This is a genomic window from Micromonospora phytophila (assembly GCF_023656545.1).
Taxonomy (GTDB): domain Bacteria; phylum Actinomycetota; class Actinomycetes; order Mycobacteriales; family Micromonosporaceae; genus Micromonospora; species Micromonospora phytophila.
The window spans coordinates 1-15,490 of the sequence record NZ_JAMOKF010000019.1 but is presented as its reverse complement, the minus strand read 5'-3'; the positions used below and the strand labels follow the sequence as shown (position 1 = coordinate 15,490).

The window sequence follows — 15,490 nt, the reverse complement described above, 5'->3', positions numbered from 1 at the left end:
TGCCTCGCGGTAACTTGTGTCCGTTCTCAAACCCGTCGATCGGTTGTAACGTCTGCCACACGTTTTCAGCCACGGCGTGACATACCCCCTGTTACGCCGCCAGAAAGAGGTGGGCCCATGGGACTTCGTCCCAACCTGCTGACCCGGCGTGCTGCCGGGGTCGCCTCCACGACCCTGGCACTGCTGCTCAGCACCGCCGCCGTCGGCGTCCTGCCGACCGCCTCGGCCTTTTCCGCCGCCCCTCCCGAGGCGTGCGTGGAGCCGGCCGACGTCCATTCGGACGCCCGCGTCAAGCCGGGCGGCACGGCGAAGCACGAACCCAACGAGCTGACCGCCAAGGAGACCCGCGAGCGGGAGGCCGACCTCGCCGCCGCGCTGCGTGAGCGCGCGCGGTTCCGCACCGGCGCCGGCACCAGCACGCTCGCCACCGTCTCGATCCCGGTGATCGTGCATGTGATCCAGCGGGACAGCACCCGGGCCGGCGGCAACATCCCGGACTCGCTGATCACCTCGCAGATGACCGTGCTGAACCAGTCCTTCAGCGGCGCGACCGGCGGTGCGGCCACCGCGTTCAGCTTCCAGCTCCAGAAGATCAACCGCGTGACCAACCCCGCGTGGTACCCGATCGTCTATGGCTCCTCCGCGGAGCGGTCGATGAAGACCTCGCTGCGGCAGGGTGGCAAGAACACCTTGAACATCTACCTGGGCGAGCTCAGCGACGACCTGCTCGGCTGGGCGACCTTCCCGACCCGCCGACTGAGCAGCATGGACGGCGTCGTCGTGCTGGGCGAGTCGCTGCCGGGTGGCACCGCCACCAACTACAACCAGGGCGACACGGGCACGCACGAGGTCGGCCACTGGCTGAACCTCTACCACACCTTCCAGGGTGGCTGCGGCGGCGGCGACAGCGTCAGCGACACCGCGCCCGAGGCCTCGCCGGCCTCCGGCTGCCCGACCGGGCGGGACACCTGCACCGCCGCGGGCGTCGACCCGATCACCAACTTCATGGACTACAGCTACGACTCCTGCATGTACCAGTTCACCGCTGGGCAGGCCAGCCGGATGCTGACCGCGTGGAACGCGTACCGCGCGGCTTAGTCCCGACGTACGACCGACCGGTGCCGGCTCCGTTCGACGGAGCCGGCACCGGCGTCTTTCCGGGCAGGGACATGTAAAGAATTCTTGACACGAACTCAGGCCGGGCCCTATCGTGACGATGTCAAGAATTCTTTACATGAGGAGCGGTCATGGCCTTCGAGGAGAAACGCGCCTGGATGATGGCGCTGGTCACGGTCGGCGCCTACGCGGCGTACGCCGCCGTCGTCCTGGGCCGCGCCGGGGGTACGCCGCTGGCGGAGGTGCCCTACGCGTCCCCGCTGCTGTGGACGATCGCCGCGGCGATCGTGGCGTCGATCCTGCTGCACATCGCCGTCTCGATCGTCTCGCCCGAGGGCGCCAACGAGAAGGACCAGCGGGACAGGGAGATCAGCCGCCTCGGCGACCACATCGGCCAGTCGTTCGTCGTCGTCGGCGGGGTGGCGGCCCTGGGCATGGCGCTGGCCAAGTGGGACCACTTCTGGATCGCCAACGTCATCTACCTGTGCTTCGCGCTGTCCGCCGTCGTCGGGTCGGTCGCCAAGATCGTCGCCTACCGTCGGGGCTTCCAGTCATGGTGAAACCGACCCGGGTCACCAACACCGTCCGCGCCCTGCGTGCCGCGCACGGCGAGATGACGCAGGCCGAGCTGGCCCGACGGATCGGCGTGACCCGGCAGACCCTCATCGCCATCGAGCAGGGCCGCTACTCGCCGTCGCTGGAGATGGCGTTCCAGATCGCGGCGGTGTTCGGGGTGCCGCTCACCGATGTGTTCCAGTACCCGACCGGCGAGGAGGAGCAGTCGTGAAGGCGATCGTGCAGGACGGGTACGGCCCACCCGAGGCCCTTGAGTTGCGGGACGTCGACGTGCCGGCGGCCGGCCCCGACGAGGTGCTGGTCAGGGTGCGTGCCGCCGGTGTCGACCCCGGTGTCTGGCACCTCACCACCGGCCTGCCGTACGCGGTGCGCCTCGCCGCGGGGCTGCGCCGGCCCCGCCAACGCGTGCCGGGGCTGGACCTGGCCGGCGTCGTCGCGGCGGTCGGGCGGGACGTCACCCGGTTCGCGCCCGGGGACGAGGTGTACGGCACCGGCATGGGCAGTTGGGCGGAGTACGCGGTGGCACCCGCGCGGAAGCTCGCCCCGAAGCCGCGCAACCTCTCCTTCGCGCAGGCGGCCGCCGTGCCGGTTTCCGGCCAGACGGCCCTGGCGGCCGTGCGCGAGGTCGGCCGGGTGCGGCCGGGCCAGGACGTCCTGGTCATCGGCGCCGGTGGCGGCGTCGGGTCCTTCGCCGTCCAGCTCGCCACGTGCCTCGGCGCCCGGGTCACCGGCGTGTGCGGCCCGACGAAGCTCGACCTCGTGCGGTCGCTCGGCGCGCAGGACGTCGTCGACCACACCAGCACGGACATCACCGACGCCGGGCGGCGGTACGACGTCATCGTCGACACCGGGGGCAACCGCTCGCTGACCCACCTGCGGCGGGCCCTGGCACCGAAGGGCACGCTCGTCCTCGTCGGCGGCGAGGCGAGCGGCGGCCGATGGTTGCAGGGCTTCGACCGCCAACTCCGGGCCCTCCTGCTGTCGCCGTTCGTCGGCGGGAGGCTGGTGCCGCTGGTGGCGCCGGAGAGCGCCGCGCACCTGACGGCGTTGACCGAGCTCATCGAGGCCGGCACGGTCACGCCGGCCCTCGACCGGAGTTGGCCGCTGGCCGAGGCGCCCACCGCGCTCCGGCACATCGCCGGCGGCCACTCGCGGGGCAAAGCCGTCATCACCATCTGACGCCCCCGCCGGGCGGGCGGGCGGGGACGTCAGCTCGCCGCCCGTTCAGGCGACGGAGCGGGCGACCCGGTCGCGGCGGCTCGACCGGGCCTCCGGCACGGTGGCCGTGCCGGCGGGGGCGTCACCCGCGCGCGGGTCGAGCCAGACCTGCACGGCGGGGCGGCCCGGCCCCTCACCCGGACCGCCCGTCGCGCCCGGGTCGCGGCGGGCGAGCATCGCCACCTCGATGGTGAACTCGAAGAGCCGCCAGTCGACCTGCGGTGCGGCCCGGTGGCCGCGGGCCAGCCGGGCGACCCGCACCGGGTCGGTCACCGGCCGGGCGCGACCGGCGACGTAGGCCTCGTCGTCGCTCTCCTCCGGCGGGAAGGAGTGCAGGGCGTAGCGCCCGTCGCGCTCCAGGTCGCGCCGCTTCGGGGAGTCGACGACGAAGCAGAACAGGCCCTCGTCGGTGATGACCGGGGAGACCGGGTGCACCCGGGGACCGCCGTCAGCGCGGACGGTGGCCAGGTAGCCGAAGCCTGGCCCGTACTGCTGCATGAGAAGGCGGATCCCGTCGGCGAGTCGGGGCTCGTCGGCGGCGAATTCGGACCAGGAAGCCATGGCGACATTCTATCGAACAGATGTACGAAGGCGCAGCCCGACACGCAACCGACACGCAGGTCGTCCGCACCGACGGCGGCGGCACCCGCCGCGCTCGCTATGGTGTTGCGATGCTGCTCTCCGACCGCGACCTGGTCTCCGAGATCAAGGCGGGTGCGCTCGCGCTGGAGCCGTTCGAGCCCACGCTGGTGCAACCGTCCAGCATCGACGTACGCCTGGACAAGCTCTTCCGGGTCTTCAACAACCATCTCTACACGCACATCGACCCGGCCATGCAGCAGGACGACCTGACCTCGATGGTCGAGGTGCCCGAGGGCGAACCGTTCGTGCTGCACCCCGGGGAGTTCGTGCTCGCCTCGACGCTCGAGGTGATCTCGCTCGGCGACCAGCTCGCCGGCCGGCTGGAGGGCAAGTCGAGCCTGGGCCGGCTCGGCCTGCTCACCCACTCCACCGCCGGGTTCATCGACCCGGGTTTCTCCGGCCACGTCACGCTGGAGCTGTCCAACGTGGCGAACCTGCCGATCACCCTCTGGCCCGGCATGAAGATCGGCCAGCTCTGCATCTTCCGGCTCTCGTCGCCGGCCGAGCACCCGTACGGCTCGGCCGTCTACGGCTCGCGCTACCAGGGCCAGCGGGGGCCGACGGCGAGCCGCTCCTGGCAGCACTGGCGCACCTGGCCGACCCGCTGACACACCGCTGGCGTCGGGGCCCGCTCCGCGCGGAACGGGCCCGACGCCCTCGTACGCGAGATGGCGGCTCAGCCGGGACGGCCGTAACTGTGGATCGGGCCGTCGTCGACCTTCTTCATCCTGACCGGGACCCCGGCCCGGGAGGCGTGCACCACCCAGCCACCGCCGACGTACATGCCGACGTGGTGCAGGTCGCTGTAGTAGAAGACCAGGTCACCCGGGCGCAGCTCGCCCCGGCCGACCGTCGCGGTGGCCCGGCGCTGCTGCGCGGCGTTGTGCGGCAGCGACACCCCGCCCTTCGCCCAGGCGGCCAGCATCAGCCCCGAGCAGTCGTACGAGTTCGGCCCCTCGGCGCCCCAGACGTAGGGCTTGCCGATCTGGGCGCAGGCGAACTTCACCGCCGCGCCGGCCGCCCCGCCGGGATAGCCGGCCGGGCAGGGGGCGGGACGCAGCGGACCGCCGCCACCGGTGCCGTAGACCCGTAGCCGCAGCTTCTGCAACCGGTCGATCTCGGCGTTGATCTGCTTCTTCTTCGCCGCCAGCTGGGCCTCGGCCCGACCGAGCTGGGCGACCATCTCGTCCAGCGGCGCCTTCGTGGCGGCCAGCCGGTCGCGCAGGTCGGCGACCTGCCGGACGTCCTGCTGCTGGGTCTGGGCGAACCGGTCGAGCAGTTCGAGCTGCACGACCACCTCACTCGGCGACTCGCTGCCCAGCATGGCGTTGATCGTGGAGACGTTCTCACCCTTGTAGGCGCGGACGGCCAGCGCGCTGACCTTCGCCATCGCCTGGTCCACCTGCTGCTGCAGGGGAGCGATCCGCGCGGCGAGCGCGTCGGCCTGCCTCCGCTTGGCGGCCAGGTCCTGACGGGTGGCGTTGTGCCGTTCGATGATCGGCTCGAGCTCGTTCCAGTCCTCGTCGATCTGGCGCTCGATCTCGGCGACCGTCGGTTCGGCGTGGGCCGCCGTGGCGCCGCCGGTCAGGACGACGGCGAACGCCGCCAGGGCGGCGAGGGCGGTGGTGACGCGGGACGAGCGTGGGCGCGGCGCAGCCGTCGTCGGGTCGGCGAGAGCCGACCGGTCCGACGGTGGCCGCAGGGCATGGTGTGCCACCGGGCTCGGTACTCCTTCTTCCGTACCGCCTACCGGGTTAGCTGACGGGTTCGGGCGGGAAGGGAGCGCCCTACCGCAGAGGCTGCGGATTCACCCCGGGGAACCTGGGTCCCCGGCTCGCTCGGGAGCGACTCGGCGGTGTCGGACCGTTACCGCCCTGGTTGGACGGACCTGTCACCGGGCCGACGAATGACCAGAGTAGAGACGACCGTTATCGATCCGCAACCCGCCGGGCCGTGACACTCCGTACCGACGGCCATCGTGGGGCCGTTCTGGACCGGTCACGAAAGTTTCCTTCCTCCTAGGTTCATGGATGGAAAGGTATTGACGCCGAGCCGAGCCGGGGGTGAGGGTGACCCCACATCCGCCGTCACTTTCTGGGGGTTCGATGCACCTGACCACGAAATCAAGGAGCAGACGCGTTCTGCTCGCCGCCGCCACGGCGGCCGCCCTGACAGTCGCGCCACTCGCCGCCGTGCCCGCCGCGGCCGACCCCGCCGGCCCCGCCGACCGGCAACAGCAGTACGCGGCCGCGGCGGCCGAGTACGGCGTGCCGGAGAGCGTCCTGCTCGGCGTCTCCTACCTGCAGTCCCGCTGGGACACCAACGCCGGCACGCCGAGCACCAGCGGCGGCTACGGACCGATGCATCTCACCGACGCCGAGTACGTCGTCGCCCTGCCGGGGCGCAGCCACCACGACGAGGGGACCGAGGACCCGCGCGGCGACGACTCCCGCCCATCCCGGGCCGAGGCGCACCCGTCGGCCGACCCGGCACCCGCCGAGGCCGCGTTGCAGACGCTCGACACCGCCGCCAGCCTGACCGGCGCCAGCGAGGAGGCGCTCCGGACGGACACCACGGCGAACATCCGGGGCGGTGCGGCGCTGCTGGCCGCGTACCAGAAGGAGATCGGCGCCCCGGTCGGCGCCGGCACCGACCCGGCAGCCTGGTACGGCGCGGTGGCCCGCTACTCCGGCGCGGACAGCGCCGACGCCGCGGCGGCCTTCGCCGACGAGGTGTACGCCACCATCGGCACGGGCGACAGCCGGCTGACCGACGACGGGCAGCGGGTCACCCTGGCCGCCCGCGCGGTCCAGCCCGAGCGCTCCTGGCTGGACCGGCTGGGCCTGCGCAGGCTCGCCCGGCCCGACGGGCTGGAGTGCCCCGACACCATCTCCTGCGAATGGATCCCGGCGCCCTACCAGGACCTCGGCGGCGGCGACTACGGCAACCACGACCTGTCGGACCGGCCGGCCCGGCAGAAGATCGAATACATCGTCATCCACGACACCGAGGCGACCTGGGCCACCACGCTCAAGCTGGTGCAGGACCCGACCTACGTGAGCTGGCACTACTCGCTGCGGTCGGTGGACGGGCACATCGCCCAGCACGTGAAGACCAAGGACGTCGGCTGGCACGCCGGCAACTGGTACGTGAACGCCAAGTCCATCGGGCTGGAGCACGAGGGCTTCGCCGCGCAGGGCACCTGGTACACCGAGGCGATGTACCGCACCTCGGCCAAGCTGGTGCGCCACCTCGCCCTGCGGCTCGGCATCCCGCTCGACCGGCAGCACATCATCGGCCACGACAACATCCCCGGCACCGTCGCCTCGACCGTGCGCGGGATGCACTGGGACCCGGGCCCCTACTGGAACTGGGACCACTACTTCGGCCTGCTGAAGGCCCCAAGCGTCGAGACCGGCACCCCGACGACCGGCCTGGTCCGGATCGACCCCGACTTCGCCGCCAACAAGCCCGCCTTCACCGGGTGCGTGACCGCCGGCGTGCCGTGCACCCCGCGCGGCTCGTCCTCGGTGATCCTGCGCACCGCGCCGTCGGCCGCCGCGCCGCTGGTCAACGACATCGCGCTGCGCCCCAACGGCACACCGAACACCATGCACATCTCCGACCACGGTGCCCGCGCCTCCGCCGGCCAGACCTACGCCCTCGCCGACCGGCAGGGCGACTGGACGGCGATCTGGTACCTGGGGCAGAAGGCGTGGTTCCACAACCCCGCCAACGCCCCGACCGCCGACTGGACCGTCGGCCTGGTCGCCACCCCGAAGGCCGGCAAGGCCGCCATCCCGGTGTACGGCCGGGCGTACCCGGAGCAGGCGGCGTACCCGGCCGGCGTGCCGTACCAGCCGATCTCGCCCCTCCAGTACACCCTCTCGGCCGGCCAGCGGTACGCCGTCGGCGCGGTGCTCCCCGGCGAGTACTACCGGGCCACCACGTTCGACGGCTCGTCCCCAGGTGACTGGACGGTGATCCGCGGCGACAACAGGTACGTGCAGATCCAGTTCGGTCACCGGATCATGTACGTCAATCAGGACGACGTGAACCTGGTGCCCTCCCCGCTGGGCGCGCCCGGCTGACCCCACCGCACGACGAGGGCCCCCGGTCGAATCGACCGGGGGCCCTCTCGTTCGGCGGTACGGGATCAGCCGGGTCGGCGGAAGCCGGCGACCGGCATGAAGTTGATGCTGGAGACGTTGACCGGCTTGCCGGCCCGCGCCGCGTGCACCATCTTGTCGTTGCCCAGGTAGAGGCCGACGTGGTGCAGATCGCTGAAGAAGAAGACCAGGTCACCGGGGCGCGCCTCGGAGCGCGGGATGGCCTTGCCCTCGTTCCACTGGGCTCCGGTGAAGTGGGTCAGGTGGATCCCGGCCGCCTTGTAGGCGAACTGGGTCAGCCCGGAGCAGTCGAACGAGTTCGGCCCGGTGGCCCCCCAGACGTACGGGTCGCCTACCTGGGCGCAGGCGGTGCGGATGGCGATCCGGGCCGCCTCGCTGACCACGCCGTTGATGGTGGGGCACTTCTCCGTCGCCACGGTGGTCACCGGCAGCGACGCCTCCAGACGCTTGATCTCGGCGTCGATTCGCTTCTTCGTCGCCGCCAGCTCGTTCTGCTGCCTGGCCTGCGAGGCGATCAGCGCGTCGAGCTTCTGCTTCTCGGCGTCGTACTTGTCGCGGACCTTGAGCACACCCTCCAGCTGCTTGCGCTCGTGCGCGGCCAGCCGGTCGAGGATGGTCAGCTGCTCGGTGAGCGTGTCCGGCTTGGCGCTGACCAGCAACGCGCCGATGTCGTGCGACGGGCCGGTGATGTAGTAGCGGGAGGCGAGGTCGCCGACCCTGTTCATCGCCAGCTCGCTCTGCAACGCCAGCGGCTCGATCTTCTTCTGCAGGTCCGCGGACTTCTTGCGGTTGACCTTCAGCTGCGCCCGCACCTTGTTGTACTGCTCGATGGTGGGCTCCAGCTGCTCCCACTTCTTGTCGATCGCGGCCTCGATCTCGTCGACCGAGGGCTCGGCGTACGCGGGCGCGGCGAGCACGCCAGCGCCGACCACCGCGGCGGCAACCAGCGTGAGCAGGCGGTGTACGACCCGGCGCAGGCCGCCCGGACGAGCGGACCGTCCCGGTGCATGACGATGAGGGGGCATGGTTGCCACCGGCACCGACTCCTTTTGCAACCGACCGCCGGGCGCCTCGCGCGAGGGAAGGGGGCGAGGCAGACGACCAACAGCGGCCGGTGCCCCACATTAGGGAAGGCCGGGAGCGGAATCAAGGTGACCAACGGACACTTCACGCCTGCGCAACCGCTTGCGTACCAAGGGTGTGCGGCCGTCAGCCGACGATGGCCGTCAATACGTCGTCGAGCGTCACCACACCCAGCGGGCGGCGGCCGTCGCTGACCAGCACCATGTGCCGCCGCTCCCGGCGCATCGACAGCAGCAGGTCGGCGAGCGTACGGTCCGGCGGGACCACTGCCAGCGGCCGGTAGACCTCCGCCGGCACCGGGGCCCGCCGGTTCACCCCGGAGTACCCGAGCACGTCCTTGACGTGCACGAAGCCGAGCACCCGGCGGGTGGAGCGCTGCACCACCGGGAAGCGGGACCGGCCGGTGCGGGTGGCCAGCACCTCCAGCGAGGCGGGTGAGACGTCCTCCGCGACGGTCGTCACCGTCGACCAGGGTTGCAGGGCGTCGGCCGCGGTCCGGCTGTGCAGGGCGAGCGCGCCGGTGATCCGGGCGTGCTCCTCCGCGTCGAGCAGCCCCTCCGTCCGCGCCTGCGACACCAGCCCGGCCAGCTCCTCGGCGGTGAAGACCGTCTTCACCGCCTCGGTGGCCTCGATGCCCCAGAGCCCCAGCACCCGGCGGGCCGCCCACTTCATCGCCAGCAGCAGCGGCTTGGTGGCCACGCAGAACGCCAGCATGGCCGGCCCCAGCCAGAGCGCGGACCGCTCCGGCCCGGCCAGCGTGATGTTCTTCGGCACCATCTCGCCGGCGACGGTGTGCAGGAAGACCACCACGCCGAGCGCGATCACGAAGGCCACCGGGTGGACCGCCGCCTGCGGCATCCGCACCGCGTGGATCGCCGGTTCCAGCAGGTGCGCCAGGGCCGGTTCGGCGATCGCGCCCAGGCCCAGCGAGCAGATGGTGATGCCGAGCTGCGCACCGGCGATCATCAGCGGGATCTGGTTCATCGCCGACAACGCCCACCGGGCCCGCCGGGAGGTCGCGGCCAACGGCTCGACGACCGTACGCCGGGAGGCGATCAGCGCGAACTCGCTGCCCACGAAGAACGCGTTGCCGAGCAGCAGCGCCGCGGTCACCAGCAGCTCAGGCATCGTCGTCCGGCTCCTCGGGGCGGACCACCCGGACCTGCTCGATCCGGTGCCGCTCCACCTCGACGACGGTGAACTCGTAGCCGGCCTCCTCGACCGTCTCGCCGGCGATCGGGATGTGCCCCAGCCGGGCCATCAGGAACCCGGCGAGCGTCTCGTACGGCCCCTCGGGCAGCCGGAACCCGGTCTGCTCGGCCAGCTCGTCGGAGCGGAGCACCCCGTCGACCAGGACGGTCCGCTCACCGCCGGGCACGGTCAGCTCGGCCGGGCCGGCGTCGGCCACGGCGTCCGGGTCGAACTCGTCGGCGATCTCGCCGACCAGTTCCTCGACGAGGTCCTCGATGGTCACCACGCCGTCCGTGCCGCCGTACTCGTCGACGACGATGGCGAGGTCGGCGCCGGCGGCCTTGAGCGCGGCGAGCACCCCGTCGAGGTCCAGGCTCTCCGGCACGTACACCGGTTCGCGGGCCACCGAGCCGACCGTGGTCGACGGGCGGTCTACCAGCGGCACGCCGAGCGCGTCGGGCACCCCGACGACGCCGGTCACCAGGTCGAGGGTCTCCTCGAAGACCGGGAACCGGGTCCGCCCGGTCTGCTGGGAGAGCGCCAGCAGTTCGGCCACGCTGGCGGTGGCCCGCAGCGCGATCACGTCGACCCGCGGGGTCATCGCCTCGGCCGCCCGCTTGTCGCCGAACCGGATGGTCCGGCGCAGCAGCATCGCGGTGTCCGGCGGCAGGGCGCCCGCCCGGGCCGAGATGGCCGCCAGCAGCCCCAGCTCCTCCGGGGAGCGGGCGCTGGCCAACTCCTCCTGCGGCTCGACGCCGAGCGCCCGGACCAGCAGGTTCGCCGAGTCGTTCAAGCCCCGGATCAGCCAGCCGAAGGCCCGGGAGAAGCCGCGCATCGGGCCGGCGGTGGCCAGCGCGGCGGGCATCGGCCGGGCCAGCGCGAGGTTCTTCGGCACCAGTTCGCCGAAGAGCATGGAGAGCAGGGTGGCCAGGGCCAGGGCGAGGAACGGGGTGAACCTGTCCGCGCTCTCCCCGGCGACCGGGCGCAGCAGCGGGGTGAAGAGCCGGGCCAGGGCGGGCTCGGCGAGGTAGCCGGTGAGCAGTGCGGTGAGGGTGATGCCGAACTGCGCCCCGGAAAGCTGGAAGGAGAGTCCCCGCAGCGCCCGGCGCACCGTGGCGGCCCGCGCCTCGCCCGCGCCGGCCCGCCGCTCGATCTCCGCCCGGTCCACGGTGACCAGGGCGAACTCGGCCGCGACGAAGAACGCGTTGCCGGCGGTCAGCAGCACGAAGCCGACCAGGGGCAGCAGCGTGGTCAGGAGCAGGCCGTCGATGGTCGCCTCACCTCCGCGCGATTCTCGCACGGCCGGTGGGCTCCGGCACGGCCGCACGACGGCCACCGCCTATGCGACGGGCCGTCGCCGCCGAGCCGGCCGTCGCCGGTGACGACGACGGCGGTGGCACCGGGGGTGCCACCGCCGTCGGACGTTCCAGGGGTACGCGTCAGCCGGCGACCGGCTCGCTCTCCTTCTCGCCCTGCGTCTGCTCAGGCTTGACCGAGCGGAGCAGCACGCTGGCCACGTCGATGACCTCGACCTGCTCGCCGGCGCCCTTGCCGTTGACCCCGTCGTTGAGCATCGTCGAGCAGAACGGGCAGCCGACGGCGACCGTCTTCGCCCCGGTCGACATGGCCTCCTCGACCCGGTCCACGTTGATCCGCTTGCCGATCTTCTCCTCCATCCACATCCGGGCGCCGCCGGCGCCGCAGCAGAAGGAGCGCTCGCTGTTCCGCGGCATCTCGGTGATCTCGCCCTGGATGGCGTCGCCGAGCACCTCGCGCGGGGCGGCGAAGACCCGGTTGTGCCGGCCCAGGTAGCAGGGGTCGTGGTAGGTGACGCCGCCGTCGACCGGCTGCACCGGGGTGAGCTTTCCGGTGGAGACCAGGTGGGCCAGGAGCTGGGTGTGATGGACCACCTCGAACTCGCCGCCGAGCTGGCCGTACTCGTTGCCCAGGGTGTTGAAGCAGTGCGGGCAGGTGGCCACGATCTTCCGCTTGCTCTTCTCCCGGCCCTCGAACGCCTCGTTGAGGGTCTCGACGTTCTGCTGGGCGAGCATCTGGAAGACGAACTCGTTGCCGATCCGGCGGGCGGGGTCACCCGAGCAGGTCTCGCCCTCGCCGAGGATCGCGAACTTCACGCCCGCCTCGTTGAGCAGCGTGGCGACCGCCCGGGTGGTCTTCTTGGCCCGGTCCTCGAACGCGCCGGCGCAGCCGACCCAGAACAGGTACTCGAAGTCCTCGACCTCGCCGACCCGTGGCACCTCGAAGTCGAGGCCCTTGGTCCAGTCCTCGCGGGTGTTCTGCGGGGCGCCCCACGGGTTGCCCTTGTTCTCCAGGTTGCGCAGCATCACGCCGGCCTCGGAGGGGAAGCTCGACTCGATCAGCACCTGGTAGCGGCGCATGTCGACGATGTGGTCGACGTGCTCGATGTCGACCGGGCACTGCTCGACGCAGGCGCCGCAGGTGGTGCAGGACCAGAGCACGTCCGGGTCGATGACGCCGCCTTCCTCGGCGGTGCCGATCAGCGGCTTGTCGCCCTCGGCGAGGGCGAGCACGTCCATGTGGGCGAGCTGCGCGGCGGTCGCCTTCTCCTCGCCGGTCAGGTCCTTGCCGCCGCCGGCCAGCAGGTAGGGCGCCTTGGCGTACGCGTGGTCGCGCAGGCTCAGGATCAGCAGCTTCGGCGACAGCGGCTTGCCGGTGTTCCAGGCCGGGCACTGCGACTGGCAGCGACCGCACTCGGTGCAGGTGCTGAAGTCCAGCAGGCCCTTCCAGCTGAACTGCTCGACCTGGGCGACACCGAACTGGTCCTTCTCCGGGTCGGCCTCCTCGAAGTCGAGCGGCTTGCCCTGGCTCGTCATCGGCCGCAGGGCGCCGAGGCCGGAGCCGGCGGGCTTGGCCGGCTCGCGCTTGAAGAAGATGTTGGGGAATGCCAGGAAGCGGTGCCAGGCGACACCCATGGTCACGTTCAGCGAGATGACGATCAGCCAGGTCATCGAGATGGCGATCTTGATGAGCGCGGCGACGCTGGCGCCGTCCTGCCAGTTGGGCAGCACCGCGCCGACCGCGTGGCTGACCGGGGTGGCCCAGACCGGGTACTCGAAGTGGTCGGTGGCGACCTTGAAGCCCCTGATCACGAACCCGAAGATCAGGACCAGCAGCACGATCCACTCGACGAAGTAGCCCTGCCACATGGTCGAGCCGGTGAACCGGGACCGACCGCCCTGCCGGGTGGGCCGGTTGCGCAGCCGGATCGCCATCAGCACTCCGATGCCGACCAGGCCCAGCACGCCGATGACCTCGGTGGCCAGGCCGAAGACCGTCCAGTGCCCGATGATCGGCAGCTCGCCGGTCGGGGTGACGACCTCGAAGTACGCCTCCAGCACCAGCAGCGACAGCACGACGAACCCGACCATCACCAACCAGTGCGCGGCGCCCACCACGCCCCACTTCAGCATGCGGGTGTGGCCGGCGGTCTCCACCAGCATGGTCTTCGTACGGGTGAGCTTGTCGCCGAACCGCTCCGGGGCGGGTTGCCCGAGCCGGATGACGGCCACCATCTTCATGACCGCGCGCGCCGCAAGCCACACCGCCACGGCGGTGATGGCGGCCGCGAGGATCGTGGTGACGATCTGGACGCTGCCCATCGAGTTGGCCTCCCCGGTCTGCTGCCTGTCGAGCGGCTCGGCGACCGGGGCCGGGTCAGGGCGCGAACGGCGAGCCGCCGCTGCCGCACCCCCGACCGGGCCGGTCGATGACCTCGCTCCGCTCGGTCATGCAGTGCAGCCTACGCGCAAGGTTACCCAGCAGTAACGTGAGTCTTCTCGCACCCGGCCACGCCGCCCTGCGCACACCATAGGGTGCCCCGCCCGCAACTGCCGGGCAGGGGCCGCGTCGAGTGACATGGATCCTCCGGGCCGGCCGGCTCGGCGGCCGGTGGAGGCGTGGCTCGGCGCCCGGAAGCGTCGAGCGGGGCCGGTCAGCCGGCCCGACCGCTCAGCGCCAGCGGGAGAGCAGGATCAGCGAGGCGACCATCGCGCCGAAGCCGACGGCGAGGTTCCAGTACCCCCACGCCATGACCGGGTACTCCTGCTCGGAGAGGTAGTAGACCACCAGCCACCCGATGCCGAGGACGATCAACGCGACGGCCGAGATCGGCAGCCAGACCGGGCTAGGCTTGCGCGTCGCCGCCGTCGCCGTCGGACGAACGTCCGTCGGCGCGGTGTACACCTTCTTCTTGCGGACCTGAGACTTGGGCACGACGCTCTCCAGAGGGGTGACGACCTCGTCCGGCCTGACAACCGGGCGCGGGGGCGACGGTCCATGGCCAATAATGTTCGACAGCTAGCGTAGTCCCGAAGGCCGGCCCAGGCCACGAATGGGGTCAGGCCGGTGCACGGAGTGACCGAAAAAGGCGGACTGTACGGGTCGCCGCACCGGCTCGCGCCTCGGCGGGCTGAAACGAGACGACGGGGAAGGAACGCTCCGTGGAGTACACAACCGGCGCGGCCTCCTGGCAGAAGGTGCTCCGGCGGGCGGTCGTCGGACTGCTGCCGGGACGGCCACGGCAGCGACGGCCGGGCTGGTCGATCGGGGTGCCGCTGATCGCCGCCGCCGCGGGGCTGCTCTTCACCACCACCGCGACCACCGCTGGCGGGACCGCGCTGCGCGAGGACCGGCGTCCCCAGCTCAACGAGCTCATCGCCGACCGCCGCGCGGACGTGGCGGCGAGCGAGCAGCGGGCCGCCGCGCTGCGGGGTGAGGTCGAGGGGCGGACCACCGCCCTGGCCCGCTCCGACGGCCCGATCAAGGAGCAGCAGGACCGGGCGGCCGGCAGCCGCGAGGCGGCCGGCTTCACCGCGCTCAGTGGGCCCGGGGTGACGGTGGAACTCAACGACGCGCCCCGCCGCAGCGACGGCACCCTGCCCCCCGGGGCCACCAACGACGACCTGGTCGTGCACCAGGGAGACGTCCAGGCGGTCGTGAACGCGCTCTGGGCAGGTGGGGCCGAGGCCATGTCCATCATGAACGTCCGCGTGCTCACGACCAGCGCGGTACGCTGCGTCGGTAACACCCTGCTGCTGCACGGCCGGGTGTACTCCCCACCGTTCAAGATCGTAGCAATCGGCGATCCCGCTGCCCTCCAGCAGGCCCTCGCCGACTCCAAGGGAGTCCGGTTGTTCAGGGACTTGGTCGACGACTACAAGCTCGGCTACCGGGAGACCGTCTCCACGGTCTCGGTGCCGGCGTTCGAGGACTCGACGACCCTGCGTTCCGCGAAGGTGCCGCGGTGAGCCGCGGACCGGACGACCGGCGGGAGGGCCGCGACGGCCGTCACCGCGACCCGGGCGACGACCCGACCGCGTTCCTGCCGAAGGTGGAGCGGCCCGAGCCGACACCGCCGGCCCCCGCGCCGTCGGGTGGCTGGCCGGAGCCGGTGCTCCCGCCGCCCTCGCCGGGGCCCCGCCCGCCGTACGGCACCGACCGGTCGGCCGACCGTCGCCCACCGGTCGCCCCGCCCACCGAGCGATCGCACTCCGAAC

14 protein-coding genes, 1 pseudogene and 1 riboswitch are annotated in these 15,490 nt (G+C 71.9%); of the genes and pseudogenes, 8 read left to right on the top strand and 7 right to left on the bottom strand.

What is annotated here, in order from left to right; translation table 11 throughout:
* Window positions 1–117: 117 nt before the first annotated feature.
* From NCC78_RS05190 to NCC78_RS05175, 4 genes are all read left to right on the top strand, one after another.
* The gene (locus NCC78_RS05190; protein WP_250792011.1) at window positions 118–1,098 is read left to right on the top strand and encodes a zinc metalloprotease; all 981 of its coding nucleotides are present in this window, start codon (window positions 118–120) and stop codon (window positions 1,096–1,098) included.
* 149 nt (window positions 1,099–1,247) lie between these two features.
* The gene (locus NCC78_RS05185) at window positions 1,248–1,676 is read left to right on the top strand and encodes a hypothetical protein (RefSeq protein ID WP_250792010.1); all 429 of its coding nucleotides are present in this window, start codon (window positions 1,248–1,250) and stop codon (window positions 1,674–1,676) included.
* Window positions 1,670–1,903, top strand: a complete 234-nt coding sequence (locus NCC78_RS05180) for a helix-turn-helix transcriptional regulator (protein ID WP_250792009.1) — start codon at window positions 1,670–1,672, stop codon at window positions 1,901–1,903. Before NCC78_RS05185 ends, NCC78_RS05180 begins: the two co-directional genes overlap by 7 nt.
* Window positions 1,900–2,871 carry an NAD(P)-dependent alcohol dehydrogenase gene (locus NCC78_RS05175; RefSeq protein ID WP_250792008.1) on the top strand — a complete coding sequence of 324 codons (972 nt, stop codon included), beginning with the start codon at window positions 1,900–1,902 and terminating at the stop codon, window positions 2,869–2,871. The genes NCC78_RS05180 and NCC78_RS05175 overlap by 4 nt, the downstream gene beginning before the upstream one ends.
* 45 nt (window positions 2,872–2,916) lie before the next feature.
* On the opposite strand, the gene NCC78_RS05170 is transcribed toward NCC78_RS05175, so the two are convergent.
* A complete protein-coding gene (locus NCC78_RS05170; protein WP_250792007.1) occupies window positions 2,917–3,471 on the bottom strand; it encodes a pyridoxamine 5'-phosphate oxidase family protein in 555 nt (184 codons plus the stop codon).
* A 110-nt stretch (window positions 3,472–3,581) separates the two neighbouring features.
* On the opposite strand from NCC78_RS05170, the gene dcd reads away from it, so the two are divergent.
* Window positions 3,582–4,160, top strand: a complete 579-nt coding sequence (gene dcd, locus NCC78_RS05165) for a dCTP deaminase (RefSeq protein ID WP_250792006.1) — start codon at window positions 3,582–3,584, stop codon at window positions 4,158–4,160.
* Window positions 4,161–4,228: 68 nt separating this feature from the next.
* Here the strand turns inward: dcd and NCC78_RS05160 are convergent, their stop codons facing one another.
* Complete coding sequence (locus NCC78_RS05160; RefSeq protein WP_250792005.1) at window positions 4,229–5,269, bottom strand: C40 family peptidase; 1,041 nt, start codon at window positions 5,267–5,269, stop codon at window positions 4,229–4,231.
* A gap of 12 nt (window positions 5,270–5,281) precedes the next feature.
* A riboswitch (cyclic di-AMP (ydaO/yuaA leader) is annotated at window positions 5,282–5,417 on the bottom strand.
* Between the two features lie 240 nt (window positions 5,418–5,657).
* On the opposite strand from NCC78_RS05160, the gene NCC78_RS05155 reads away from it, so the two are divergent.
* Window positions 5,658–7,643 (top strand): N-acetylmuramoyl-L-alanine amidase, encoded by a 1,986-nt coding sequence (locus NCC78_RS05155; protein ID WP_250792004.1) that lies wholly within the window; start codon window positions 5,658–5,660, stop codon window positions 7,641–7,643.
* A 65-nt stretch (window positions 7,644–7,708) separates the two neighbouring features.
* Here the strand turns inward: NCC78_RS05155 and NCC78_RS05150 are convergent, their stop codons facing one another.
* From NCC78_RS05150 to NCC78_RS05130, 5 genes are all read right to left on the bottom strand, one after another.
* A complete protein-coding gene (locus tag NCC78_RS05150) occupies window positions 7,709–8,722 on the bottom strand; it encodes a C40 family peptidase (protein WP_250792003.1) in 1,014 nt (337 codons plus the stop codon).
* Window positions 8,723–8,891: 169 nt separating this feature from the next.
* Entirely contained in the window at window positions 8,892–9,893 is a 1,002-nt protein-coding gene (locus NCC78_RS05145) for a hemolysin family protein (protein WP_250792002.1), read from the bottom strand.
* Window positions 9,886–11,199 carry a hemolysin family protein gene (locus tag NCC78_RS05140; protein WP_250792034.1) on the bottom strand — a complete coding sequence of 438 codons (1,314 nt, stop codon included), beginning with the start codon at window positions 11,197–11,199 and terminating at the stop codon, window positions 9,886–9,888. Before NCC78_RS05140 ends, NCC78_RS05145 begins: the two co-directional genes overlap by 8 nt.
* A gap of 196 nt (window positions 11,200–11,395) precedes the next feature.
* Window positions 11,396–13,594 (bottom strand): (Fe-S)-binding protein, encoded by a 2,199-nt coding sequence (locus NCC78_RS05135; RefSeq protein ID WP_250792001.1) that lies wholly within the window; start codon window positions 13,592–13,594, stop codon window positions 11,396–11,398.
* A 349-nt stretch (window positions 13,595–13,943) separates the two neighbouring features.
* A complete protein-coding gene (locus NCC78_RS05130) occupies window positions 13,944–14,207 on the bottom strand; it encodes a cell division protein CrgA (RefSeq protein ID WP_250792000.1) in 264 nt (87 codons plus the stop codon).
* A gap of 227 nt (window positions 14,208–14,434) precedes the next feature.
* Here NCC78_RS05130 and NCC78_RS05125 point away from each other — a divergent pair, with 227 nt between their 5' ends.
* The gene (locus NCC78_RS05125; protein WP_250791999.1) at window positions 14,435–15,241 is read left to right on the top strand and encodes a DUF881 domain-containing protein; all 807 of its coding nucleotides are present in this window, start codon (window positions 14,435–14,437) and stop codon (window positions 15,239–15,241) included.
* Window positions 15,238–15,490, top strand: a pseudogene (locus tag NCC78_RS05120) (hypothetical protein); the annotation flags it as partial. The gene NCC78_RS05125 and the pseudogene NCC78_RS05120, both read left to right, overlap by 4 nt.

What these genes read in the sequence shown, in the direction of transcription:
- NCC78_RS05190 (WP_250792011.1), top strand. Translation starts at nt 118, where the DNA reads ATGGGACTTCGTCCCAACCTGCTGACCCGGCGTGCTGCCGGGGTCGCC.
- NCC78_RS05185 (WP_250792010.1), top strand. Translation starts at nt 1,248, where the DNA reads ATGGCCTTCGAGGAGAAACGCGCCTGGATGATGGCGCTGGTCACGGTC.
- NCC78_RS05180 (WP_250792009.1), top strand. Translation starts at nt 1,670, where the DNA reads ATGGTGAAACCGACCCGGGTCACCAACACCGTCCGCGCCCTGCGTGCC.
- NCC78_RS05170 (WP_250792007.1), bottom strand. Translation starts at nt 3,471, where the DNA reads ATGGCTTCCTGGTCCGAATTCGCCGCCGACGAGCCCCGACTCGCCGAC.
- dcd (WP_250792006.1), top strand. Translation starts at nt 3,582, where the DNA reads ATGCTGCTCTCCGACCGCGACCTGGTCTCCGAGATCAAGGCGGGTGCG.
- NCC78_RS05155 (WP_250792004.1), top strand. Translation starts at nt 5,658, where the DNA reads ATGCACCTGACCACGAAATCAAGGAGCAGACGCGTTCTGCTCGCCGCC.
- NCC78_RS05145 (WP_250792002.1), bottom strand. Translation starts at nt 9,893, where the DNA reads ATGCCTGAGCTGCTGGTGACCGCGGCGCTGCTGCTCGGCAACGCGTTC.
- NCC78_RS05135 (WP_250792001.1), bottom strand. Translation starts at nt 13,594, where the DNA reads ATGGGCAGCGTCCAGATCGTCACCACGATCCTCGCGGCCGCCATCACC.